Origin of the sequence: Brevundimonas sp., from assembly GCF_041688735.1 — a bacterium.
In the GTDB taxonomy this organism is placed as follows: Bacteria; Pseudomonadota; Alphaproteobacteria; order Caulobacterales; family Caulobacteraceae; genus Brevundimonas.
Genome location: NZ_JBDNHO010000101.1, coordinates 44,763 through 68,184 on the forward strand (window position 1 = coordinate 44,763; position 23,422 = coordinate 68,184).

Below are 23,422 nucleotides of genomic sequence, written 5' to 3' on the forward strand. Positions count from 1 at the left end.
TGTCGCTTCGCGCGCGCTCAAGACGCGAGCGACCGCGTCGCGAGCGATAGCGCGCTTAAGACTGTCTAGCTCTTCCACCTGAGCACCGCCGGCTTGACCGGATTCGAAAAGTCGCGCCCCTCGGCGCGGCTTTTGGTCCATTCGCGCTTCAGCTGCTGGTACCATTTCGCCTGTCTGTCAGCGTCGTCGATCCAGATCAGGGCGGGGTCGTAGCGCAGGCCTTCGTTCTGCAGGTTCACCATCCCGCCGTCCTGCTTGAGGAAGGCGACGACGCCCATCCGCAGGAAGGGTTTGGCCAGCCCGAAGATCCAGTGGTCGGACCAGAAGATCTGGGTGATCCGGGTCTTCATTTCTGTCACCGGCGTCAGGCAGGTGAGGGCCAGAACCTGTTTCTCACCCACCTGGATATGCTCCCAGCGATAGCCGGGCAGGCGGAAGGTGATCTCGGTCGCGGGGGCGCCGCCCAAGATCTTGTAGGCGCGGCTGTTCGAGGACGGCGCATGGCGGATCATGGCGAAGCCGTGCTCGGTCGGCTCGAAGGCCTTGGCTTTTTCGTGCATCGAATGTTCGGAGCGCCACCACCACTGTTGATGGACGTAGGGGCCGTGGGCGGGGTCCATCAAGCCGACGACGGCGTGGTCGACATGGGCGTCGAAATCCATCCCTTCGACCAGTTTGGCTTCACCGCCGACAACGCCGGGGAAGACCGGCGGCTCATGGTCCGGCTCGGCTTGTCCACGCGGGTCCGACGCCATCCAGACGAAGACCATCCCCTGGCTTTCGCGCACCGGATAGCTGCGGACGCGGATGCGCTCGGGCTCATAGGCCTGATCCTCGACCAGCGAGGGGATGGCGGCGCAGACGCCGTCTGGCCGGAAGCGCCAGCCGTGGTAGCAGCACTCCACGGTCTCGCCCTCGCCGGGCTTTTCCACCAGCCGACCGGCCGACAGGGGCGCGGCGCGGTGGGGGCAGATGTCGCGCATGGCATAGACTTGCCCCGCCCGGGTGCGGCCGATCAGGACCGGCTCGCCGAGCAGTTCGTGGCGCTTCAGCGAGGCCGGCGCCACGTCGCGCGACAGGGCGGCGAAATACCAGGCGTCCATCACGAAGCCCTTGCCGAAGGCGGCTGGCGGGGCCTTGGCTTCAGGGGCGGTGGAGGACGTGGCGGGGGCGCTGTCGGCGGGACTCATCATGACAGTCTAGCGGGGGTCCGCGATGAAGTCTTGACCGCCCGCATCGATGCGCGCCCCCTGCGGCGACGAGTGGACATCGGCCCGCCACATCAAGGATATCACTATGAAGACTTTGACCGCCCTAGCCGCCATCGCCGCCCTGGCCGGTGCGCTCGCCCTGACTACCTCGCCTGCGCTGGCTCAGGAGCATCACCCGGGCACCGCAGCCGACCACGGCCATCATCACGCCAACTTCGAATCCGGACGGTTCCACGTGCGGATCGATGGGCCCGAGCGTCCGGTCGGCGACGTCATCCTGATTCCGGGCCTGTCATCCTCGCCCGAGGTCTGGGACAGACTGACCGAAAGCCTGAAGGGCCGCTATCGCGTTCACCGTATCCACATCCAGGGCTTTGCCGGCGCGCCGGCCGAGGACAACGCCACAGGCAATGTCTCGGCCCCCGTCGCCGAGGATCTGGCCCGCTATATCGCCGAGCAGCATCTGAACAAGCCGGCGGTGATCGGCCACTCGATGGGCGGCACCATCGCCATGATGCTGGCGGCGCGTCATCCCGACAGCGTGGGCCGGCTGATGGTGGTCGACATGGTGCCCTTCATGGGTGCCATGTTCGGCGCGCCCGGGACCAATCCGACCGCCGAAAGCGTCGCTCCGATGGCCGAACAGATTTACGCCGGCATGACCTCCAGTCCCGATGACCAGTATAAGGCCCAGGCCGCGGCCGCAGTCACGGGCATGATCAACACCGAAGCCCTGCGCGCCGGACCGCTTGAAGACACGGCCCGCAGCGACCGCGCGGTTTCGTCGGCGGCCTATCGCGAGCTGATCGTCACCGACCTGCGGCCCGAGTTGGCCCGGATCACGGCACCGACAGAAGTGCTCTATGTGACCTTCAACTTCCCCGGCATGACGCCTGAGATGACCGACGGCATCTACCGTGGCTCGTTCGCCACCCTGCCCGACGCGACCCTGAGCCGGATCGACGACAGCGCCCATTTCATCATGCTCGATCAGCCTGCGCGGTTCGCCGCCGAGGTGAACGCGTTTCTAGATTAGGGCGTCGGACTGTCATGCTTTCGGCGGAAATGGCCCTCATGGTCGCTTGACCGGTGGGGGCGTTTCCGTTCGCGGGGCCGAGGCGTTAAGAGCGAGCGACGGTTCAAGAGGTTCAGATGGCGGGTAGCGGCTTCAACGTCCGGCACGGCAGCGCGGGCGGAAACGCCGGTGGGCCCAAACCCGCGCGCACGCCCATGCAGCGGCTAGTTTACTGGGGTGCCGTTCTGGGCGTCTGGGGGGCTATTTTCCTTGTGGTTTTCTTCGCCGTTTTCGCGCGCGACCTGCCTGACACCTCGACCCTTTACAATGTCGATCGCCAGCCCTCGATCACCTATCTGGACCGCAACGGTGCCCTGATCGCCTTGCGCGGCACCCAGCAGGCCCCGCCGGCCGATCTGGACGCCCTGCCGGACTATGTGCCCGCAGCCTTCATCGCCATCGAGGACCGGCGCTTCTATCACCACCCGGGGTTCGATCCGATCGGCATGAGCCGCGCCATGGCCGCCAATCTGGAGGCCGGGCGGGTGGTGCAGGGCGGCTCGACCCTGACCCAGCAACTGGCCAAGAACCTGTTCCTGAGCCCGGACCAGAACGTCAAGCGTAAGGTCCAGGAGCTGATGCTGGCGGTGTGGCTGGAGATGAAATTTTCCAAGCAGGAAATCCTCGCCCTCTACCTGAATCGTGTCTATTTCGGCGCTGGTGCCTATGGCATCGAGGCGGCGTCGCAACGGTATTTTGACAAGAGTGCTTCCAAGCTGACCATCGGCGAGGCCGCATTGCTGGCCGGTCTGCTGAAAGCCCCGTCCCGGTATTCGCCGGTCTCGGAGAGCGAGCGCGCCGCCACGCGCGCGACCGTCGTGCTCAACGAAATGGTCGATTCGGGCGTCATCACGCCGGAGCAGCGGGCGCAGGCCGTGACCGCGCCGGTGCGGGTATCACGCACCCTGGCGACCCAGCACGCCCAATATTTCATCGACTGGCTGGACAAGCAGATCCGCGAACTGGTCGGCGAGCCGACCGAAGACATGGTGGTCGAGACGACGCTGGACCTGACGCTGCAGACCCAGGCCGAGCGCGCGGTGCGTCTCATCCTGGACCGCGACCGGACCAAGGGCGTACAGCAGGCCGCGCTGGTCGCGCTGGACGGCGACGGCCGGGTGCGGGCCATGATCGGCGGCGCGTCCTACGCCGACAGCCAGTTCAACCGCGCCACGGACGCGCGGCGACAGGCCGGATCGGCGTGGAAACCCTTCGTCTATCTGACCGCGCTGGAGAGCGGCTATACGCCCGAGACGCGCGTGGTCGATCAGGCCATCCGCATCGGCAACTGGTCGCCGCGCAACTATTCGGGCAACTTTGCTGGCGAGATGAGCCTGGCCACCGCGGTGGCCCAGTCGACTAACACCGTCGCCGCCGGCATGGCCGACCAGATCGGCCGCGACAACGTGGCCCGCACCGCGCGTCGTCTTGGCATCACCTCGCGTATCGGGCTGGAACCGGCCATGGCGCTGGGGGCCGTCGAGGTCTCGCCGCTGGAGATGGCCCAAGCCTATGACGCCTTCGCCAACGGCGGCAAGCGGGTCACGGCCTATGGCATCAGCCGCATCCGCACGCCCGAGGGCCGGGTGATCTATCAGCGCGCCGCGCGGGCCGAGCGGCCTATGCAAGCCATCTCAAACCCCTTTCTGTATTACCAGAACCAGATGCTGCGTGGCGTGATGACCAGCGGCACGGGCCGGTCCGCGGCCATCCCCGGGCGCGACATCGCCGGCAAGACGGGCACGACGAGCGACTACAGGGACGCCTGGTTCGTCGGCTACACGGGTGGATTCGTCACCGCCGTCTGGGTCGGCAAGGACGACAACAGCCCGATGCGCGGTGTCACGGGCGGTTCGTCGCCTGCCGCTATCTGGCATGGCTTCATGCAGGCGGCCCTGCCGCGCCTGAACGCCCCGGCCATCCCCAACGGCCCGGCCATGCCCGAGGGCTGGCAGCCGCCCAGTCCGGTGGAGAATTTGCTGGGCGAGATCGGCGACCTGTTCGGCGACAATCCGCCGGCCGAGGGGGCCGGTCCGCTGGACCAGCCGCTTCCGGAGCCCCGTCCCGAACCGCGCGAGTCTCCGCGTCGCGAGGAGCCGGTGCTGCGTCCGACCCAACCCCAGCCGGAACGCGCACAACCCCAGCCGGAGCGGCGGCAGGACCCGCTGTTCTTCTGAACCGTCCCCGCTCTGTTCGCAGAGCAAACGGGACCATCGGCCAAGCCGACGGCGGGGAGACGTCAGCGGCCGACCGCGTGCAGCGCCGGGCCGTGGTCGCGCAGCCATTTGCGAAAGGGGAGGTGGTCGCCGACCAGTCGTTGCACCACCGACCAGTAGGCCGGGCTGTGGTCCGCATGGACTAGGTGGGCGACCTCGTGGGCGGCCAGATAGTCCACCACGGCGGGTGGGGCCATAATCACGCGCCAGCTGTAGCGGATGGTGCGGTTGTGCGGGCTGCACGAGCCCCAGCGGGATTTGGGGTCGGCGATGGACATCTTCACGGCCCCCCGACCCGCGTCCTGGCCCAGCGCGCGAAGATGGTGATCGGTGCGGGCTTGCAGCGTTTCTCTCGCCACTCTCCTGAACAGGTTTTCAACGCGGCGGGCATAGGCCGCGCCCTCGCCGCCGGAGACGATGATCGGGCCGCCGGGGTCCTCGGACAGGCGCGCGGCTCCGGCGCCGCCGCCGGCCAGGAGGCGGGTCGGTCGGCCCAGCAAGGAAACGGTCGCGCCGGGCGCCAAGGGGTGCCCTGCCGGACGTTCGGCCAGGCGTTCGCGCATCCAGTCGGTCCGGGTGCGGGCGAAGGCCACGGCGTCGGCCAGCCGGCGCTCACTGGGGGCGACCAGCACGGCCTCGCCCGCGCGCCCGTCGATGCGGATCGACAGGCGGCGGGCGCGGGGATTGACCGACAGGCGGACGGTCAGGCCGTCAAGCGGCAGCCGCTGACCGTTCCGGTACTGCACAGAGGGCCTCGTTCCTCGCGATGAAGTCGCGGACGCGGGGGTAGATGTCGTCACGGAAGCGGCGACCGTTGAAGACGCCGTAGTGGCCGACCTCGGGGTGGACGTAAAGTTCCCGCCGCGCGTCAGGCAGGCCGGTGCACAGCGTGTGCGCCGCCTGCGTCTGCCCGACGCCGGAAATGTCGTCGCGCGCGCCCTCGACGGTCATCAAGCCGATGTCCGTTACCTTCGACAGCTCGACCTTGCGCCCGCGATGCTCCAACAGGCCCCGGGGCAACAGGTGCTGCTGGAAGACGATGTCGATGGTCTGGAGGTAGAATTCCTCGGTCAGGTCGAGCACGGACAGATATTCGTCGTAGAATTCCTCGTGCTTCTGGGTCCCGTCACCGTCACCTGCCACCAGATCGCGGAAATACTCGCGGTGGGCGTCGACGTGGCGCTCCTCGTTCATCGACATGAAGCTGTAGAGCTGGACGAAGCCCGGATAGACCCGGCGTCCGAAGGCAGGATAGGGCCAGGGTACGGTGTGGATCATGTTCGACCGGAACCAGGTGAACGGCTTGTCTTCGGCCAGCTGGTTGGTGACGGTCGGGGACAGGCGCGCGTCGATGGGCGAGCCCATGAAGGTCATGGAGGCCGGACGGTGGGGGTCCTCGTCCTCGGCCATCAGGGCGCAGGCGGCCAGCACCGCCGGTCCCGGCTGGCAGACGCCGACGACGTGGGCGCGGGGACCGATGACGCCCAGCATGGTCCGCACGTGGTCAATGTAGTCGAAGAAGTCAAACCGCCCCTCCAGCATCGGCACCTGACGGGCGTTGACCCAGTCGGTGACGTAGACATCGTGATCCTGGATGAAGGCCTCGACTGTACCGCGCAGCAGGGTGGCATAGTGGCCGGACAGGGGGGCGACGATCAGGACGGCGGGGGCGGCGGCGGGCTTGCCGGCGCGCTTCACGTCGCCGACGTGGCGGGCGAAGCGGACCAGACGACACCAGGGCGACGACCAGACCACCTGTTCGGTCGTCCGAACCGGATTGCCGCCGACGTCGACGGTCTCCAGCCCCCAGGCGGGCTTGCCGTAGCGGCGCGTGACGCTCTCGAACAGCTCGGCCGAGGCGAAAGCCGTGCGGCCGATCGCGCTGTCGGAGGCGGGATTGAATGGAGAACTCCAGAACTGGCGGGCCATCTGGGCCCCGAACCGGAACGGCGTCGCCGAGTGGTAGGCGAGCTCGTGAAGCGAATACAGCATGCGTGTCCTGAAACGGCCCCCGCCGACGATGTGCAGGGCAGCATAGAACGCGCCGCGCTGCAAAAAGATTATATTAATACGGCGAGCCGGCCCCAAGGGGCCAGCCCATGAGCTTGGGCTGCGGTCTTCGACCCCTTCGGGATCGCCCAGCTCGCCCAGCCGTGCGGCGAGCGGCAGAGGCTTCAGCCCCGCGCCATGATCTGCCGGATCATGACCGCCGACCGTGCCGGTCCCAGGTCGTGGGTGACGAAGCCGCGATAGTTGCCGTCAGGGCCCATCAGATAGACCCGCAGCGAGTGGTTCATCGTATAGGCGTCGCCCTCGCCGACCTTTTCGTATGATGCCCCGTAAGCGTCAGCCACGGTCTGGATCTGGGCCGCAGAGCCGGTCAGGCCGACGACTCCGTCGGGGAATCCGTCCGAGGTTAGATAGGTCTTCAAGACGGCGGGGGTGTCACGCCCGGGGTCCACCGTGATGAAGACGACCTGCATGTCCCCGCCGTCCGGGTCCATGGCCCGCTGGGTAGCATCCAGCGCCGCCAGCGTCGTGGGGCAGTAGTCGGGGCAATAGGTGAAGCCGAAGAAGACCAGCGACCATTTTCCGTCAAGCAGCGTCTGATCGACCGCGCGTCCGTTCTGGTCGACCAGCTGGAAGGGACCGCCGATCCGTGCTTCGCCCGTGGTGGTGACCGTGGCTTCGCCGGCGGCGACGCCCGCTGCACCCGAGGTCATGCCGGGCGCGCGCCCGACGACCACGAAGGTGACGATGGCCAAGGCGGTCGCGATGACGACGCAGGCGGCGGCAAACAGCAGGATGGAGCGGCGCGGCATCGTGGCTCTCGTCGAAAACGCCCCACGCGGGCATGGCCGGTCTATAGGAGAGACGTGAACCCGACCCAAGACCCACTGTCGTCGCAGCAGGAACCACCCGAGGGCGCGGGGCGGTTCGCCTCATGGCGCAATCTGCCGCGCCGCAGCCGGGGCCTGAGCCTGCGCACCCTGGTCATCCTGCGTTGGATGGCCATCGTCGGTCAGAGCGCGACGGTGTTGGTGGCGACGCTCTATTTCCGCTTCGACCTGCCGCTGTGGCCCTGCATTGCGGTCATCGCGGCCAGCGTGATGATGAATCTGCACGCCACCGGCCGGTTGCGCCGCACCGACGGCTCGATCCCGGACGGGACGATGACTGCGGCGCACCTCGGTTTCGACATCCTGCAACTGACGGCTCTGCTGGCGTTGACGGGCGGGCTGCAGAACCCCTTCTGCCTGCTGCTTGTCGCGCCGGTGACGGTGGCGGCGGCTTCCCTGCCCGGGCGACTGGCCGTCCTGACCGGCCTGCTGGTGCTGATCGCCACCATCGGCCTTTTCTACTGGGCCATGCCCCTGCCGTGGCAGGAGGGCACGGAGCTGGAGCTGCCGATCCTGTATCGTTTCGGGGTCGCGCTGGCCCTGGTCACCGGCGTGGTCTTCACGGCCGCCTACGTCTGGCGGGTGGCGGCCGACGCGGAGAAGCTGGAACTGGCGCTGGCCACCACCCAGGACGTGCTTCAACGCGAGCAGCGGCTGGCCGCGCTGGGCGGGTTGGCGGCGGCGGCGGCGCATGAGCTGGGCACGCCGCTGGCGACCATCCAGGTGGTGGCCAGAGAGCTGCTGCGGGCCTCGACCAAGGAGGGGGCGGCGGCCGAGGACGCGGCCCTGATCCTGCAACAGGCCGAACGCTGCCGCGAAATCCTGAAACGCCTGTCGCAGCAGCCCGAGGAAGGCGACGCCGCCTTCGCCGAGGTGGGATTGAAGGCCCTGCTGGAAGAGGTGGTTGAGCCGCACCGGGGCTTCGATCTGGAATTCGAGGTGGCCGTCCGCACCGCTTCGGGCGAGCCCGCGCCGCGCGTGCGGCGCCTGCCCGAGGTCATTCACGGCCTGTCGACCCTGGTCGAGAACGCGGCGGACTTCGCCAACACGCGGGTCCGGGTACAGGCACTGGTCGACGCGGGTTTCATCGAGATCGAGGTGGTCGACGACGGCCCCGGCTTCCCCGCCGACATCCTGCCCCGTCTGGGCGAGCCCTATGTGACCAGCCGGCCGCAGGGCAAGGCGCGCCGGGCGCTGGCCGCCCAGATCGCCCTGGCGGCGAGGCCCGGCCGCAAGAGCAAGAAAACCGCGCCCGCGCCCGAAGTCATCGCGCCCAGTCAGGGCGGCATGGGGCTGGGTTTCTTCATCGCCCGCACCCTGCTGGAGCGCACGGGGGGCAAGGTGGCCGTGGGGCCGGGCGAGGGCGGGCGCGGCCAGCCGAAGGGGGCAAGGGTCGCGGTGCGTTGGTCCCGCCCCGCGCTTGAGGTCCCGCCTTAGTGTCGCACCCTTCATCTGAACCTTTACTGCTGGCGTATCGTTAACGACTTGACCTCGCAGGAGACCCCTAAATGCCTGATGCCGAAGCCCGAATCGCCGCCCTTGACGACAAAACCCTGTTGTTGCTGGACGACGACAACGCCTTGCGGACCCGGTTGGGCCGCGCGCTCGAGAGCCGCGGCTTCGTGGTGACCACGGCAGCGTCCATCGCGGAGGCATCGGAGGCGTTGCGCGCCAATGTCCCCGCCTTCGCCGTGCTGGACATGCGGCTAGAGGACGGCAACGGGTTGAAGGTGGTCGAATCCATCCGCGACCGGCGCGAGGACGCCCGCATCGTCATGCTGACCGGCTACGGTGCCATCGCCACCGCCGTCGCGGCGGTCAAGGCGGGCGCGGTCGATTATCTGCAGAAGCCCGCCGACGCCGACGACGTGGTCAAGGCCTTGATGGCCACCGGCGAGGCCCCCGAACCGCCCGACAATCCGATGAGCGCGGACCGGGTGCGGTGGGAACACATCCAGCGCGTCTATGAGCTGTGCGACCACAACGTTTCGGAGACGGCGCGGCGTCTGGGCATGCACCGGCGGACGTTGCAGCGGATATTAGCCAAACGGGCACCGCGTTAAGCGGCCGCGGCATTCGGTCAGGGGAGTGAGTCGGTCATGGCGTCTCTTGCGCGGATCCGGACCCCGCCAGGGGCAGGCCGTCGAGGCGAATTCGAGGCGCGGCAGGGACTTGCAGTCTTACGCCGTGATGGCCGCCCGTGACGGCGGCGATGGAGTCGTGCGCCTCACGCTCGGACAGGCCGAACCACTCGATCTTCTCGCGGTCGGGATCAGGCGCAGGCCGTCGGGATCAGCCAGCAGGGTTTCGAGGGGGGACGGAACGGTTGCGACAGCCCAGGAGAACCTCAACCGCTTGTCTCTTTCCCTGGCTTGCCATATTGAACGAGACGTTAGAATTCGCTGGATACGGCGCGCTATCGAGCTCGGGAGCCGCCATGGAAGCACCTCGGCAGGCATGGTCACATGGGCAATCCCCTCAACCGGGAGGTCGGCCCGGGTCCGCCCAAAGCGCCCTTCAGCCCGCGTCGGTCCATCTGCGCCTGAAGCTCGCAACACGGATTGACCACCGAGGCGTCGATCGGTTGCTTTCCAGATTCGATCTCGGCCAACCCACGGGGTACGCGGCTTTTCTTGACCTGAATCTTGCGGCGCTGAACACGCTGAGACCGCACTGGCGCAGTGTGGACGAAGCCGACTTCGCGGGCATGGGCGATGCGCTCGCCGCCGATCTTGCCGCCCTCGGCATGGAGCCGTCCGGCGAGATCGATCCGGTGCCGGGCCCGATCGACGGCCTGGGCCTCGCCTATGTGGTGCGCGGCTCGCGCCTCGGCTCGAAAATCCTGCGCAAGCGCGTCGGCCCTGGATTGCCGACCGGATACTTCGATTTCAGACTGGCCAAGCCTTGGGCGCGCTTGCTGGATCAAGTCGATTTGCGCGGCGCGGCCGGATCAGAAGATGAGCTCGCACTCTTTTCAGGCGCGCGCGCGACCTTCGCCGTATATGCGCGTTTGGCGCACACGCCAGAGGTCGGGGTATGACCGCCCCCGATATCTCCAACGACCCCATGACCGAACCCGTCGATCTGACCAACTGCGATCGTGAACCGATCCATCTGATCAGCGCGATCCAGCCGACGGGCTTGCTGATCGCCATCTCGACCGACTGGCTGATCTCGCGCGTTTCGGCGAACGCGTCCGACGTCCTCGGCCGAGGCGTCGATAAGCTTCTCGGGACGTCACTGCGAGACGTCCTCGCGGTCGAAGCGGCCCATACGCTGCGCAATCGCCTCGCGATCCTTCGGGGCGAGGACGCCGTCGAGCGCGCGTTCGGGGTGCAGCTGGTCGATGGCGGCGGAAGGTTCGATCTGGCCGTGCACATGTCGAAAGGCGAGGTCGTCATCGAGGCCGAGCCGAGCGAACCCGAGGGCGATTTCAATCCGTCGGCTGTGGTTCAATCCATGTTGGGCCGGCTCAACCGACTGACCGACCTCGGAGCGCTTTTGCGGGAGGCCGCCCGGCAGGTCAGGGCTCTGACCGGCCATGACCGGGTGATGATCTATCGATTCCATCCCGACGACACGGGCGAGGTCGTCGCCGAGCGGGTGCGCGCCGGCCTCGAACCCTTCCTGGGGCTGCGTTATCCAGCGTCCGACATCCCCCGGCAGGCGCGTGCGCTGCTGGAGCGCAATGTCGTCCGCGTCGTCGCCGACATCGAAGCCATCCCCGCCGCCATCGTGCCGCAACTCGGCCCGACGGGGGCGCCGCTCGACCTGTCGATGAGCACGTTACGGGCCCATTCGGCCATGCATGTTGAATATCTCAAGAACATGGGCGTTCAGGCCACCCTGACCGTTTCGCTGCTGCGCGGCGGGCGGCTATGGGGTCTCATCTCGTGCCATCACAAGACGGTGCGGCAGGTCAGCTATGAGCGGCGGACGGCGGCGGAGCTGTTCGCACAGGTTCTGTCCCTGCTGATCGAAACGCGCGAACGCGAGGCGGTCTCCGACTATGAGCAGCGCACCCGCCGCCTCCATGACGGGCTCATGTCCGCTATCGCCGAGAATGGCTCGACCACCGCCAACCTGGCGGCGATGGCGGACCGGATCAGCGAGATCGTGCCCTGCGACGGGATGGCTATACGGGTCGGCGACGAGACGGTTCTGACCGGGTCCACGCCGACGCTTGAGCATATGGCCGCTCTGACCCGGTTCCTGGACCAGAGCGCCGCCAGTCAGGTGCTGGCCGTCAACGACCTCGGCAAGGTCCATCCGCCCGCGCGCGACTATGCCGAACGCGCGGCCGGCATGCTGGCGATCCCGGTGTCGCGAACGCCCCGGGACTATCTGATCTTTTTCCGCCGCGAGATCGCCCAGTCGATCACCTGGGCGGGCGACCCGGCAAAGCGGGTGGAGGTCGGGCCCAACGGGATCAGGCTTACGCCGCGCAAGAGCTTCGAGGCCTGGCGCGAGATCATCCGGGGTCAAAGCGCTCCGTGGACCGAGCCTGAACTGAGAGCGGCCGACGCGCTCCGCGTCACGGTACTGGAGGTGGTTCTGCGCCTCACCGGCATGGCGGAACAGGAGCGCGAACGCGCGTCGGAGCGTCAGGACCTGCTGATTGCCGAGCTTGACCACCGGGTTCGTAACATCCTGGGCCTGATCCGGGGCCTCATATCCCAGAGCAAGGGCGGCGCGACCGACATCGAAAGCTTCGCCGCCACGATCGGCGGACGGGTCCAGGCGCTGGCGCGCGCCCATGACCAGATCACGGAAAGCAACTGGGGCCCCCGACCCTTGCAAGGCCTCATCGCCAACGAGGCGGCGGCCTATCTGAGCGGCGGCACCCCCCGGGTTCATGTCGACGGCCCCCGCGTGCTGCTGGAACCCCAGGCGTTCGCCACCATGGCTCTGGTGCTCCATGAGATGGTGACCAATGCGGCGAAATATGGTGCGCTGAGTGATCGATCGGGACGGGTCGTCGTCGAATGGACGGTCGAGAACGATGATCTGGTTATCCGCTGGCGCGAGATGGGCGGGCCGCCCGTTCAGGCTCCAACCCGGCGCGGCTTCGGAACGACGATCATCGAGCGCTCGGTTCCTCATGATCTGCGCGGTGAGGCGAGCATCCACTACCCACTGCATGGGGTTGAGGCGCGCTTCGTCGTCCCGTCGAAATTCGTCAATCACGACGGCGACGTGGCCCAGGCTCCGGCAACCGCGCCCACACCTGCCGACCAGTTCCGTCTTTCGGGCTGCGTCCTGCTGGTAGAAGACAGCATGATCATCGCCATGGACGCGGAGGAGATGCTGCTGTCGCTGGGCGCCGAACGGGTTCTGACGGCCAGCGACGTTCAGGAGGCGATGCGGCTGCTCGACGCCGAGACACCGACCTTTGCCCTGCTCGACGTGAACCTGGGCAGCGAGATGAGCTTCCCGATCGCCGACCGCCTTCGGCAAATCGGCATCCCCTATGCGTTCGCAACCGGTTATGGCGATGAGATCAAATTGCCGCCGGAGCATCGCGCCTGCGCGGTGGTCAAGAAGCCCTATTCGGCCGCAACGGTCGCGGTCGGGGCGGCCAAGGCGATGGTGGGCTGACGCGAGGCGGCCAGAGTGTGAATCGCCGTCCAGAACGGGCTCTGACTCAGTTTTGATGAAGTTGGCTGGCTGACTGGCGCGGGGTTCACGTCTGGATCAGCGTCATGGCAAAAGCCCTATATTCGTCCAGCGTCATCCCGGCGGGCTTCGTCCTGACCGGTGCCTGGCCCGACGGTGATCGCACCACCATCCCCATCCGGAGCACGGGCTCGACCAGTCGATGCCCAGGGTGAGGGCGACCTGTGCGCCTGGATCGAGCGTGGTCGCGCCAGCCAGGCTGGCGGCCTTCGCCAACGGCATAGACCGCGACATCAACGCCGTCCGCGCGGCGATCACCGCTGGTTGGTCCAACGGCCAAGCCGAGGGTCAGATCACCAAGCTCAAGCTCGTCAAACGCCAGATGTACGGCCGCAGAAAGCTCGATCACCTACAGGCCAGGCTGATCGGCTCGACACCATGATCCCGTCACCAAAACTGCGTCAGAGCCCGTTTTGGACGCCGATTCACAACCCTGACAGGCCCGCGCAGACGCCCGATAGCAGGAAACGGTGACGCATGGACGGTTTCCTATCGACGAAGACGCGGATCAGGTAGCTAGCGTAGCACCGCGCGACGGCGGGCGGAAGCGGGTCAGGGCGCGGCGGCGGGTCCGGTATGGTCCGCCGTCCAGTCGAGTATTTCCCGCTGCCAGTCGACCCAGTTGCGTGGCTTGAGCACCCAGTGGTTCTCGTCCGGCACATGGACGAACCGGCTTTCGATCCCTTGCCTCTGCAGGGCCGAGAAGGTCCCCAGCCCCTGTTCGATCGGCACCCGGAAGTCGCGCGAGCCGTGCAGGACCAGCATGGGCTTTGACCAGTCAGCCACCCAAGTGTTGGGGCTGAATTCGCGGTACAGGTCGGCGCGCTCCCATGACGGGCCGCCGAACTCGGCGCTGAAGGTGGCCAGATCCATGGCGTTCATCAGTTGGCCGACGTCAAAGATCCCCGCGTGGTTGACCAGACAGCGCCACGGGCCGTTCCATTTGCCGGCGATCAGATTGACCATATAGCCGCCATAGGAGGCACCGAGAGCGCAGGCGCGGTCCCCGTCGATGAAAGCATTGGACGCCAGAGCCGACTCCCAGCCCTTCTGCAGATCCTCAAGCGGCCGGTCGCCCCAGTGGTTGGTGATGGAATCGGTGAACGCTTGGCCGAAGCCCGGCGATCCATGGAAATTGATCATCACCACCGCAAAGCCTGCGCCGGTGTAGATTTGCGGATTCCAGCGATAACTCCAGCCGTCGGTGAAGGGTGATTTGGGTCCGCCATGGATCAGATGGACGGCCGGATAGCGCTGCCCCTCGACATAGCCCGCCGGTTTGAACACCCAGCCCTGCACCGCCTCGCCGTTCCAGCCGGCGAAGGTGAAACTCTCGCCCTCCGGCAGGTCGGTCCCCACCAGGGCCTCGGCATTGTGGCGGGTCAGGGGCCGGTCGACGCCTTCAACGACCTCGACGATCTGGGCCGGACTGCCGAAGCCTTCCTGTGACAACACCAGCCGCCCGTCGACCTCGTCGAAGGCTGCGACCGTGCCCTCATCTGTCACGGCCCGGACGGCGCCGCTGCGCGCGTCGATCTCGAACAGTTTCTGCTGGCCGTTTTCAGCGGCCACGGCGTAGAGCGCCCGCCCGTCCGAACGCCAGCGCAGCGCTCCGGGGCCTCGATCCCAGTCGGGCGTTAGCGCCCGCGCGTCCGAGCCATCGACATTACCGACCATGACGACGGCCTGGTCGCCATAAACATTCTCGCGCCGACCCGCCAGCCAGGCGAGACGGCGGCCGTCGGGCGAGAACACCGCACTGGTGTCCGGTGCCGGATTGGACGCGGTCAGATTGACCGGCGCGCCGCCTTCCATTGCGACACTGTAGAGGTCGAGATTGTTGGTGAAGGCCTCAGTGCGGCCCTGCATCTGGGTTGAAAACACCACCCGGCGTCCGTCCGGCGCGATGACGAACTCGCTGTCGTCGCCCAGCGGACGCGCCGGCGTGTCCCCGTCCACCCCGGCCATCAGGTCGCGCGCCTCGCCCGCGGCCAGGCCTGAGGCGTTCAGCGGGAGCACGAACAGATGGCTGCGTCGCCCGTCGTTCCAGTTGTCCCATGGTCGCAACGGCAGCCGGTCGTAAGCTCGCACGGTCGAGACTGCCGCTTCTTGCGCCTTCAGACGGTCGCGGGTGCAGGCTAGGTCCGCGCAGTCCGCAAACACCGGCAGGGCCGCGACCAGCGCCCGTCCGTCCGGCGTCATACGGAAGGCGGTGACGTCCACCGGCAGGGTTGTGACCTGCACCGCCGCCTGACCTTCGCGGTCCATGCGCCAGACCTGGCTGGAGCCGCCGCGAGAGGACAGGAAATAGATCGCCTGTCCATCCGGTGACCAGCGCGCGCTGGAGAGGCCGCCGTCCGAGGCCGCGAGACGGCGTGGCGTTCCGTCGGCATCAATCACCCAGGCCGCGCCGACAGCCCTGTTGCCGGCCCAGTCGGTCGTCCGCACAGTATAGAGGATGCGTCGGCCGTCGGGCGACAGGCGCGGGTCGGAGACGCGCTCCATCATCGCCAACTGGTCCGGACTGAGACCGCCGGTCGCGGTGGGGGCGATGACAGGTCCGGTCGGATTGGGCGGTGTCTGGCCCCAGGCCGCGCCGCTCGTGCCCAACGCCAGCGCCGCAACACCCGCCAAAAGCCCCCTCCGCATCGTCATCTGGCCCGCCCCCTGTTTGCGGATTCAGACTAGATAAGGCGGTCGTGCCCGGCAAGCCGCTTGCCGGGCACCCCGCAAGCTGTGGATCGGCGTCCAGGGGTTGGAACGCAGTTTTGATGAAGTTGGCTGGCTGACTGGCGCGGGGTTCACGTCCGGATCAACGTCATGGCAAAGCCCTTTATTCGTCCAGCGTCATCCCGGCGGGCTTCGTCCTGACCGGTGCCTGGCCCGACGGTGATCGCACCACCATCCACATCCGGAGCACGGGCCCGACCAGTCGATGCCCAGGGTGAGGGCGACCTGTGCGCCTGGATCGAGCGTGGTCGCGCCAGCCTGGTTGGCGGCCTTCGCCAACGGCATAGACCGCGACATCAACGCCGTCCGCGCGGCGATCACCGCTGGTTGGTCCAACGGCCAGACCGAGGGTCAGATCACCAAGCTCAAGCTCGCCAAACGCCAGATGTACGGCCGCAGAAAGCTCGATCATCTACAGGCCAGGCTGATCGGCTCAACACCATGATCCCGTCACCAAAACTGCGTCAGAGCCCAAGGCGGGACCCCCATCGTCATGGTGGTAAGCGACGGGCGCGATTGAAGAAAGACCGTCTGGTGTGAGGTCCCGAGCGGTGCCGTTCAGACCATAGATCGCGCTCTGGAATCACTGGAGCAGTGACTTGACCAAAGTTGGCAGGGTTCCGCTTTGGATGCCGATCCACAGACCAGACACTTCAAAGCGGTCGCAGCGCCGTCTTCAGCCGGACAGTGCTGGACAAGGGCACTGTGAAGGCGTTCGGGATTGATAATTCCTGACGTAGGGTCGCTGTTATCGTTCCCAATTTTCCAGTGGGCCCTTCGGCCGTAATCTGTAAATCGATGTCAAGATGTTCGGGCTGGATCTCGGGAACGTTGTTGCGGATCAGGCTGTCGATTTGGGTTTCCGTCAGCGCGGGATTGAGAGACAGGCTGCGCGAGGCCTGCTCCACGCTGAACCGCACGCTAGATTGCGAATGCTGCGCCCAGGCCAGAGCAAAGACACCGAAGATCAAGGCCAGGAGTATTGGCGCACAGATGGCAAATTCCAGCGCGCCGGCCCCGTCGTTATCCTTCAGGAAGGATCTTCCTGATTCAGCGGACACGGACGCTTCTCACAAATTGGATAGTGGGGCTATACAGCATGCCCTGCGTTGAACCCCGGGTGACAATCGTCACATAGGTTGCAGCAGCGGAACCGTTCGGACAGCTTGCAGCAAGTGTCGTGGTCCCGCCGCAACCGAGTTTCCGGGAGATTACAACCGTCGAATCCGGCGATCGCTCCGACCAGCCATCCAAGGCCGCCTGGCTGGCGCGGGAATCGCTTGTCCCGCCATTGAAATAATACTCGACCGCAATATCCACTGCGGCGGCCGCCTTCTGGGTCGCCCGGCCGTTCTGCCAAACATCGTGTGACAAGAGCGCCATCAAGGCAAGGCCGGGGACGACAAGCGCGAGCTCAGTCGTCGCAACGCCCGTAACGTCTGTCCAGATGTGAGAAAGTCGTCGCATCATTCCACCAACTGCACGACCTGGAGAACCGGCAGGGTCCTGATCCCAGCGGCCGCGCAGTCCACGCTGACCGATGTATTGCCAGACCACGATACAGTGTCGGCGACGATCTGGGTGCATCCGTTCAGCCCGGAAAAATTGCCCAGATAACTGACGGACCGTGTCGCCATGTATACTGCGCCGGTCATGCGCGAGTCTGCGGTGCCATTGAAACTTGAGGTCCCCGTGGTCGATCTATCGCCAAAAAACAGAACGCCGGCGTAGGGTCCCGTTGTGGGCGCTGTCAGCTGGACGGCGGCGTTCCCGTTCATGCTGACCTGAACGCCGCTGTCCAGAAAGATTGTAACGCCAGTCCCGGAAATATGGGCGTTGGCGTTTACCCTGAAATCACCCCCGGAAATTACATAAACCCCGGGCTGCAGGGTGACATTGCCGGACAGGCGCAGTCCCCCGCAATAGCGGCCTGGCAGCAAAGAGGCACCCGAAGAACTACGGCAGGCACCGTTCGTGGCGGGAGCCACGAGATCTGCATAAGGGTCGGCGACCGGTGCCGCCTCCAGAATTGGTGAGGCACATTCAGTCAGCGTCGCCCTGGACAGACCCTGCATGCCGCCGGCGCTGATAACGCAGTTGGCCCTGAGGCTCGCGGATCCTTGGACGTTGACGGCGTCCGTCGCTGTGGAGTTCGACATAACGACGCAACCGTTGAATCTGGCCACTGAGTTTCCGGCAAACTGGGCCGAACGTCCTGATGTCCTTTTAAGGGCCAGAACACAGGCGTTGGCGGCCGTGCGAAACTCCGCGACCGCTCGTGCACGGAAAAATATCGGCTCTGAAGAGAAGAAGGCTGTGAAAAAGCGCTGTTGCCTTTCGGTCAATATCACCTCGACCGCATCCCGGGTCCGATAAGCGCCGGACGAAGGCGGCGCATTGACCTCGACCTGTCCTTCCGGTGCATTAAAACCGTTATCGACGGCGACCGTCCGGGCTACGGGCTCAACCTCCGTTGCTCGCCCGGAACTGCGCAGTTCTGTTGCTCCGGCATGGGCGGCGGCATCGGCGGCGGCCTGAAGCTGGCTGCGCTTGTAGTATAAATAAGTCGTTTCAACCCCGAACCCGCCAGCGCCCACGACAAGAGGCATAGAAAAGGCGAACAGCAGGGCGATGTTACCACTGGTATTGAGCGCCATTCGGCGAAGGAAGCCTGCTCGTGGTAATGAATTGGCCATGCCCAAACTATGGACGATCTACCATTAACACTTATTAAGGGGATGCAGTAAACAGAAAGCAAACCATAACAGGTTCAGCTATCGTCTTCGACGGGGCGATGGGTGTTTCTCAAAGATATGGAAGCCGACGGGTGCAGAGTGCCCGCAATGGATGCTGGCCTCAACCGGTGAACGCAACACGCCAACTTTTCTTCGGAGATGGAGCGTGGGTGATGGAACAGCGGCGTCGCCTTTCAACCGCAGCCGCATCCCCTGACCACGAATGACCAGCAGGAGTTCGGCCTGACCCCGGCCTATCGCGCTCCGTTTCGCATCTGGCGAACGGCCAGCGTTGGTCGCCGAATTGATCGCGCGCCGCTGGGTCGAAAGACGCGAAGACCTGCGTGTCCTGACGGAACCGGACGTCGTTCAGAACAGTCTCAACGGGCAGCGTCAAAGCCGGGGAGCGTGTGTAACCGTGGAGCACGGCATGGCGCCGTCAAGGTACCTGACCGCTTCGGTCGGGCGAACCGGGCCATGAGCGGCGGCTCGCAGGCATGCAGTGTCCGAGGCGGCGCCGCTTCTCCACACAGCTTGGCGACGTTCAGTGGACCATGAAGCCGAACGTGCCGGTCATGATGTGGTCGGTACCGGCGGCGGTCCAGGCGACCGTATAGGTTCCGGCTGGAAGGGCCGGGACCGGCGAGGTCACGGTCTCGACCGGCGCAGCGGACAAGGTGGCCGACAGCGGGATTCGTTGCCCGGCAGCGTTGGTCAAGACGACCGACTGCACCGTCATGGCGTGCGGCAGCGTCACGGAAATCTCGGTCGGAGAGGCGTTCAGCATAGCCCCGGCGGCGGGGGTGGACGCCTTCAGCGCGGTCCCGGTCGGGGCGGGAACCGACATCGAACCCTGGACCTTGGCAGACATGTCGTGGCCTGCGTGCGCACCCGCAGGCATCGAATGGCCTGCGTGAGGATCAGCGGCCGGGGCAGTCTGCGGGACCTGGGCCGGCATGGCGTGTCCGGCGTGCGGGTCGGCCGCCGGAGCGGTCTGGGCGCTGGCCGAACCGGCGGCGAAAGCAGCGATCAGGCCGATGGTGGCGAAGGTGATGGTCTTGGTCATGGTCGTCTCCTTGAGAAGGTAGGCCCCCGAAAGTCTGGATCAGGCTGGACGTCTGGGCGGCGAGCCGAAATTGCGGTCGGTGCTGACGCGGCCGGCGACGGTGCCGGGCGGGTTATCGTACCAGCCCGGATCGCCGTAGTCGCCCGCACGGATGTCGTCGCGGACCTTCACCAGGGTGAACATTCCGCCCATCTCGATGTTCCCGAACGGCCCACGCCCCATCATCATTGGCAGGGTGTTAGCGGGACCCCGGTGACCCCCGTCGGTGTGTTCCTGATGCTCGGCCATCCCTTCGCGACCCATGGGCATATAGCCGGGCAGCATCCGGCGGATCCGGGCCTCGACACCGGTCTGATCGACGCCCGTCGGGTTGGGAATGTCGTGGCCCATGGCGTTCATCGTGTGGTGGGCCATGTGACAGTGCAGCGCCCAGTCGCCGGGCACGGCGTCGAACTCGATGTCGCGCATCTGGCCGACGCCGACGATCTCGGTGGCTTCCTTGCGCCATTGGGCGCGGGGCGCGCGCCCGCCGTCCGAGCCGGTGACGTCGAACTGGACGCCATGCAGGTGTATCGGGTGATTCCACATCGACAGGTTTCCGACGCGGATGCGAACCCGGTCGCCGGTCCGGGCCACCAGAGGTTCGATCGCCGGAAAGACCTTGGAGTTGAAGGTCCACAGGTCGAACTCGGTCATCACCGCCGGATCGGGCCGCCACGTCCCCGGATGCAGCGCCCAGTTATGTAACAGGAAGGCGAAGTCCCGGTCGATGGCCTCACGCTGGCGCGGGTGGATGATGAACAGCCCCATCAGCCCATAGGCGATCTGGGTCATCTCGTCGGCGTGCGGATGATACATATGGCTGCCGTGCTGAACCAGGGTGAACTCATAGGCATAGGTCTCGCCCGGCTGGATGTGCGGCTGGCTGACGCCGCCGACCCCGTCCATGCCCGAGGGCAGGATCAGGCCGTGCCAGTGGACCGTGGTGTGTTCACCCAGCGCATTGGTGACGAAGATGCGGACCCGGTCACCCTCGACCGCCTCGATCGTCGGGCCGGGCGTCGAGCCGTTGTAGCCCCAGCAGGTCGCGGTCGAACCCGGACCGAACTCGTGCTGGACCTCCTCGGCGATCAGGTGGAACTCCTTGACGCCGCCGTTCATCCGGTAAGGTAGCGTCCAGCCGTTCAGCGTCCGCACCGGCGTGTAGCGGCCGTCGCGCGCAGCTGGCGACGCGCGGCTTGTGGCAACGGGCGCGGGAGCCTGAGCCGCCGCCGTCTGGGCGGGCATCGGCATGGCATGGCCGGAATGGTCCTGGGCCACGGCGCGACTGACCGGACCAGCAGCCGAAGCCAGGGCCACGGTGCCAGTCGCCAGCATGATGTCTCTGCGGCTCACGCTCACAAGCGGCCTCCGTGATTACTGTGATCGGGGGTGGCAGGCGCATCCGGGGCAGGGGCCGAAGCGCCATGCTGTAAATGGTCCATACCCTGCAACGCCGCCCCAGCCGGCGGCGACAGGATTTCCGACACGCTCGGGCTCGCTTCAGTTTTCTGTCGCTCGCTGGGCAGACGCGCGCCCACCACCCGCATCAGATCGACCCGCGCCAGCCAGTAGTCGCGCACGGCCTCCAGATAGCTCTGGTAGGCGTCATACTCCTCGGTCTTGGCCCGGATCAGGTCGAAGACGCCGATCAGCATATAGTTCTGCTGTTCCTGGCTGCGCGCCACGACGGTCTCGCGCTGGGGTACCAGGGCCTCACGGTGGATGCGCACGATCTCGCTCGTGACCCGGACCCGCTCCGCGCCCGCCTCCACCGCATTGGCCGAACTCAGCTCGATCCGCGCCAGGCGCGCCCGCGCCACACGAAGCTGGGCCTGCGCTCGCGCCACCCGCGCCTGGCCTTGATTGAAGATTGGCAGTTCGAGGTCCAGCGTCGGCCCGCTGATCCGCGAGCCGTCGCTTTCCTCCTCGCGCTCATAGCCGATGCCGGTATCCCCCAGCAGGCGGAAGGCGCTCGTGACCCCGGCGGCGCTCGCGCTGATCTCGGCTTCGCGCCGCGCGGCCAACAGCGTCAGGCTACTCTCGGCCGCCATACGCCGCAGTTCCGCCGGATCGTCCTCGATCGCGACCGGCAGCGGCAATACGGTCGTCGCCTGCCACTCGGCCTCCGGCCCCGTCAGTCCGATCAATGTGGTCAGTTCCAGCCGCGCCATGCGGGCCTCCACCGCAGCGCGCGCCGCGTCGATCCGCGCCTCGCTGGCTGCGGCCTGTTCCCGGCTCAACTGAAGTTCGGAGATGTTGCCCGCATTGAAATAGCGCTGCGCCAGATCGGCCGATGCATCGAGACCTTCGGCGACGGCGGCGCGCATCTCCGCAACCTGCCGGGCGGCGACGTGGGCGTACCAGGCGGCCTCGACCTCCAGACTGACGTCCATCACCGCCGAGGCGATCTGATAACGCGCCCGCTCATGCTCGGCCCGAGCCAGCCGCACCCTTGACGGCAGGATCAACAGATCGACCAACGGCATGGCCAGACCGTAGGCGATCTGCGTCCCGGGGCCGTCCTCCACAGACATCCGCGACGCACTGAGGCGTGGATTGGCGATCTGCACCGCTTCCAGAATATCAGCCCGGGCCAGTCCCAGTTCGCCATACTGCTCCTGAAGCCGGGGGCTGCGCAGCATGGCCATCGCTACGGCGCGATCCGGGGTCATCGGCTCGTCCAGCCAGGCCTGTACGGTTACCTCGTCATTGACGGTGCCGTTGGTTTCCCAGCCCAGCGCGGGCGCGCCGCGATCGGTCAGCATCCGGTTGATCTCGGCCGTGTCCTGGCTGGGGTCAACGGTGGCGCAGGCGGCAAGGGTCGCCATCAGTGCGAGGGCGACCACAGGCCTGACGGCCGGAGGCAATCGCAGTCTCGTTACGCGGGTGTCGATCAAATTAAGCATCAGCCTCAGTCTGTCAGAGGGACTTGGCAGGGATACGCGCGCCGTCCTTCTGCCCCTCAGATTCCATGCCGCGGCGGGCGGACGCACCAGAACAAACCTATTGAGCGCCGGGGCCAGCAAACCAGACGTTGGCTTGGACCGCCTGAAAGACCCTCAGACTGATTGAGCGACCCTGTGTTGAATGGTCACTTTGGCTTGGGCGATGTCCCGCTCTGGACGCCGATCCATAGCCTGAAATATCAAACACAATCTGATCAGCAAACCCACCCTTCGACGTTTCCGCGCCGACGCGGCGACCGCGTGGGCGGTCTCGGCAGCCTGAACGAAGGCAGGGTAGGGGCCTCTTCGACCTGGCGAAGTTACCCTGACAGGACCCCTCGAAGCGTCAGGTAACAGTCCTCGGCGAACTGTATGGCGTGCGCCAGACTTGCGGACTTGGTGGCGACGCGGTGGTTCTTACCCGCGAGGTAGGTTGAGCACTGCCACTGGCCGCTGTTCTCGCGGCGGTAAACATGGAGTTTTCCGCCCATTAGGGAGTGCTTGATCGCACCACCGCTTACCATGGCCGAGCCTCACTCCTGAGTGACCTCAAACTGTGCAAGGGATGTGTACGGCCCAATCAAGGACCCCAAAACCGGCTAAGTTCTTGAAAAATGGCGCGCCCTGAGCGATCCGAACGTCCGACCCCGGGATTCGTGGCCCGGAGGAATATTGTTATTATTCCTTAGGCTCAGGACTCATTGATCATAGCCAGAAGATCACCGTGGCGGCGATAGTGATGGCAGACATGAAGGTGTGTGCGCATCGGTCGTAGCGGGTATGGATGCGTCGCCAGTCCTTGAGCCTGCCGAACATGTTCTCGATC

The 23,422-nt window shown here is 66.2% G+C and carries 18 protein-coding genes and 2 pseudogenes; 9 read left to right on the top strand and 11 right to left on the bottom strand.

Going from position 1 to position 23,422, the window contains the following annotated elements; genetic code table 11:
• Positions 1 to 65 precede the first annotated feature (65 nt).
• Positions 66 to 1,190, bottom strand: coding sequence for a Rieske 2Fe-2S domain-containing protein (locus tag ACESMO_RS10690; RefSeq protein WP_372708148.1), 1,125 nt, complete (start codon positions 1,188 to 1,190; stop codon positions 66 to 68).
• A 106-nt stretch (positions 1,191 to 1,296) separates the two neighbouring features.
• On the opposite strand from ACESMO_RS10690, the gene ACESMO_RS10695 reads away from it, so the two are divergent.
• Positions 1,297 to 2,247, top strand: a complete 951-nt coding sequence (locus ACESMO_RS10695) for an alpha/beta fold hydrolase (RefSeq protein ID WP_372708134.1) — start codon at positions 1,297 to 1,299, stop codon at positions 2,245 to 2,247.
• Between the two features lie 116 nt (positions 2,248 to 2,363).
• Complete coding sequence (locus tag ACESMO_RS10700) at positions 2,364 to 4,463, top strand: transglycosylase domain-containing protein (protein ID WP_372708135.1); 2,100 nt, start codon at positions 2,364 to 2,366, stop codon at positions 4,461 to 4,463.
• Between the two features lie 62 nt (positions 4,464 to 4,525).
• On the opposite strand, the gene ACESMO_RS10705 is transcribed toward ACESMO_RS10700, so the two are convergent.
• The 3 genes from ACESMO_RS10705 to ACESMO_RS10715 all read right to left on the bottom strand — a co-directional run bounded on the left by ACESMO_RS10705 (position 4,526) and on the right by ACESMO_RS10715 (position 7,324).
• Entirely contained in the window at positions 4,526 to 5,248 is a 723-nt protein-coding gene (locus ACESMO_RS10705; RefSeq protein WP_372708136.1) for a M48 family metallopeptidase, read from the bottom strand.
• Positions 5,214 to 6,494, bottom strand: a complete 1,281-nt coding sequence (locus ACESMO_RS10710) for a polyhydroxyalkanoate depolymerase (protein WP_372708149.1) — start codon at positions 6,492 to 6,494, stop codon at positions 5,214 to 5,216. The genes ACESMO_RS10705 and ACESMO_RS10710 overlap by 35 nt, the downstream gene beginning before the upstream one ends.
• 182 nt (positions 6,495 to 6,676) lie before the next feature.
• The gene (locus ACESMO_RS10715; protein ID WP_372708137.1) at positions 6,677 to 7,324 is read right to left on the bottom strand and encodes an SCO family protein; all 648 of its coding nucleotides are present in this window, start codon (positions 7,322 to 7,324) and stop codon (positions 6,677 to 6,679) included.
• 54 nt (positions 7,325 to 7,378) lie between these two features.
• Between ACESMO_RS10715 and ACESMO_RS10720 the strand changes: the two genes are divergently transcribed.
• From ACESMO_RS10720 to ACESMO_RS10745, 6 genes and pseudogenes are all read left to right on the top strand, one after another.
• Positions 7,379 to 8,839 (top strand): ActS/PrrB/RegB family redox-sensitive histidine kinase, encoded by a 1,461-nt coding sequence (locus ACESMO_RS10720; protein WP_372708138.1) that lies wholly within the window; start codon positions 7,379 to 7,381, stop codon positions 8,837 to 8,839.
• A gap of 71 nt (positions 8,840 to 8,910) precedes the next feature.
• Positions 8,911 to 9,465 carry an ActR/PrrA/RegA family redox response regulator transcription factor gene (locus ACESMO_RS10725; protein ID WP_372708139.1) on the top strand — a complete coding sequence of 185 codons (555 nt, stop codon included), beginning with the start codon at positions 8,911 to 8,913 and terminating at the stop codon, positions 9,463 to 9,465.
• Positions 9,466 to 9,839: 374 nt separating this feature from the next.
• On the top strand, positions 9,840 to 10,442 hold the full coding sequence (locus ACESMO_RS10730; RefSeq protein WP_372708140.1) for a hypothetical protein: 603 nt from the start codon (positions 9,840 to 9,842) through the stop codon (positions 10,440 to 10,442).
• Positions 10,439 to 13,000: an HWE histidine kinase domain-containing protein gene (locus tag ACESMO_RS10735; protein WP_372708141.1), complete on the top strand. Its 2,562-nt coding sequence runs from the start codon at positions 10,439 to 10,441 to the stop codon at positions 12,998 to 13,000. Before ACESMO_RS10730 ends, ACESMO_RS10735 begins: the two co-directional genes overlap by 4 nt.
• 104 nt (positions 13,001 to 13,104) lie before the next feature.
• The gene (locus ACESMO_RS10740) at positions 13,105 to 13,233 is read left to right on the top strand and encodes a hypothetical protein (RefSeq protein ID WP_372708151.1); all 129 of its coding nucleotides are present in this window, start codon (positions 13,105 to 13,107) and stop codon (positions 13,231 to 13,233) included.
• A gap of 25 nt (positions 13,234 to 13,258) precedes the next feature.
• Positions 13,259 to 13,460 (top strand): annotated as a pseudogene (locus tag ACESMO_RS10745) (transposase); the annotation flags it as partial.
• A gap of 170 nt (positions 13,461 to 13,630) precedes the next feature.
• Here the strand turns inward: ACESMO_RS10745 and ACESMO_RS10750 are convergent.
• Positions 13,631 to 15,733: a prolyl oligopeptidase family serine peptidase gene (locus tag ACESMO_RS10750; RefSeq protein ID WP_372708142.1), complete on the bottom strand. Its 2,103-nt coding sequence runs from the start codon at positions 15,731 to 15,733 to the stop codon at positions 13,631 to 13,633.
• Between the two features lie 318 nt (positions 15,734 to 16,051).
• Here ACESMO_RS10750 and ACESMO_RS10755 point away from each other — a divergent pair.
• Positions 16,052 to 16,253 (top strand): annotated as a pseudogene (locus tag ACESMO_RS10755) (transposase); the annotation flags it as partial.
• A 208-nt stretch (positions 16,254 to 16,461) separates the two neighbouring features.
• Here the strand turns inward: ACESMO_RS10755 and ACESMO_RS10760 are convergent.
• The 6 genes from ACESMO_RS10760 to ACESMO_RS10785 all read right to left on the bottom strand — a co-directional run.
• A complete protein-coding gene (locus ACESMO_RS10760) occupies positions 16,462 to 16,869 on the bottom strand; it encodes a TadE/TadG family type IV pilus assembly protein (RefSeq protein WP_372708143.1) in 408 nt (135 codons plus the stop codon).
• A gap of 405 nt (positions 16,870 to 17,274) precedes the next feature.
• Positions 17,275 to 18,465, bottom strand: coding sequence for a pilus assembly protein TadG-related protein (locus tag ACESMO_RS10765; protein ID WP_372708144.1), 1,191 nt, complete (start codon positions 18,463 to 18,465; stop codon positions 17,275 to 17,277).
• A 622-nt stretch (positions 18,466 to 19,087) separates the two neighbouring features.
• Positions 19,088 to 19,609 carry a copper resistance CopC family protein gene (locus ACESMO_RS10770; RefSeq protein WP_372708145.1) on the bottom strand — a complete coding sequence of 174 codons (522 nt, stop codon included), beginning with the start codon at positions 19,607 to 19,609 and terminating at the stop codon, positions 19,088 to 19,090.
• Between the two features lie 39 nt (positions 19,610 to 19,648).
• Positions 19,649 to 21,004, bottom strand: a complete 1,356-nt coding sequence (locus ACESMO_RS10775; protein WP_372708146.1) for a multicopper oxidase family protein — start codon at positions 21,002 to 21,004, stop codon at positions 19,649 to 19,651.
• 2 nt (positions 21,005 to 21,006) lie between these two features.
• On the bottom strand, positions 21,007 to 22,518 hold the full coding sequence (locus tag ACESMO_RS10780; RefSeq protein WP_372708147.1) for a TolC family protein: 1,512 nt from the start codon (positions 22,516 to 22,518) through the stop codon (positions 21,007 to 21,009).
• A 783-nt stretch (positions 22,519 to 23,301) separates the two neighbouring features.
• Positions 23,302 to 23,422: transposase (locus tag ACESMO_RS10785; protein ID WP_372706167.1), on the bottom strand; the 121-nt coding region annotated here is incomplete at its 5' end.

Coding starts and splice junctions, on each gene's coding strand:
- ACESMO_RS10690 (WP_372708148.1), bottom strand. CDS start 1,190: ATGAGTCCCGCCGACAGCGCCCCCGCCACGTCCTCCACCGCCCCTGAA.
- ACESMO_RS10695 (WP_372708134.1), top strand. CDS start 1,297: ATGAAGACTTTGACCGCCCTAGCCGCCATCGCCGCCCTGGCCGGTGCG.
- ACESMO_RS10700 (WP_372708135.1), top strand. CDS start 2,364: ATGGCGGGTAGCGGCTTCAACGTCCGGCACGGCAGCGCGGGCGGAAAC.
- ACESMO_RS10710 (WP_372708149.1), bottom strand. CDS start 6,494: ATGCTGTATTCGCTTCACGAGCTCGCCTACCACTCGGCGACGCCGTTC.
- ACESMO_RS10715 (WP_372708137.1), bottom strand. CDS start 7,324: ATGCCGCGCCGCTCCATCCTGCTGTTTGCCGCCGCCTGCGTCGTCATC.
- ACESMO_RS10725 (WP_372708139.1), top strand. CDS start 8,911: ATGCCTGATGCCGAAGCCCGAATCGCCGCCCTTGACGACAAAACCCTG.
- ACESMO_RS10730 (WP_372708140.1), top strand. CDS start 9,840: ATGGAAGCACCTCGGCAGGCATGGTCACATGGGCAATCCCCTCAACCG.
- ACESMO_RS10735 (WP_372708141.1), top strand. CDS start 10,439: ATGACCGCCCCCGATATCTCCAACGACCCCATGACCGAACCCGTCGAT.
- ACESMO_RS10740 (WP_372708151.1), top strand. CDS start 13,105: ATGGCAAAAGCCCTATATTCGTCCAGCGTCATCCCGGCGGGCTTCGTC.
- ACESMO_RS10750 (WP_372708142.1), bottom strand. CDS start 15,733: ATGACGATGCGGAGGGGGCTTTTGGCGGGTGTTGCGGCGCTGGCGTTG.
- ACESMO_RS10765 (WP_372708144.1), bottom strand. CDS start 18,465: ATGGCGCTCAATACCAGTGGTAACATCGCCCTGCTGTTCGCCTTTTCT.
- ACESMO_RS10770 (WP_372708145.1), bottom strand. CDS start 19,609: ATGACCAAGACCATCACCTTCGCCACCATCGGCCTGATCGCTGCTTTC.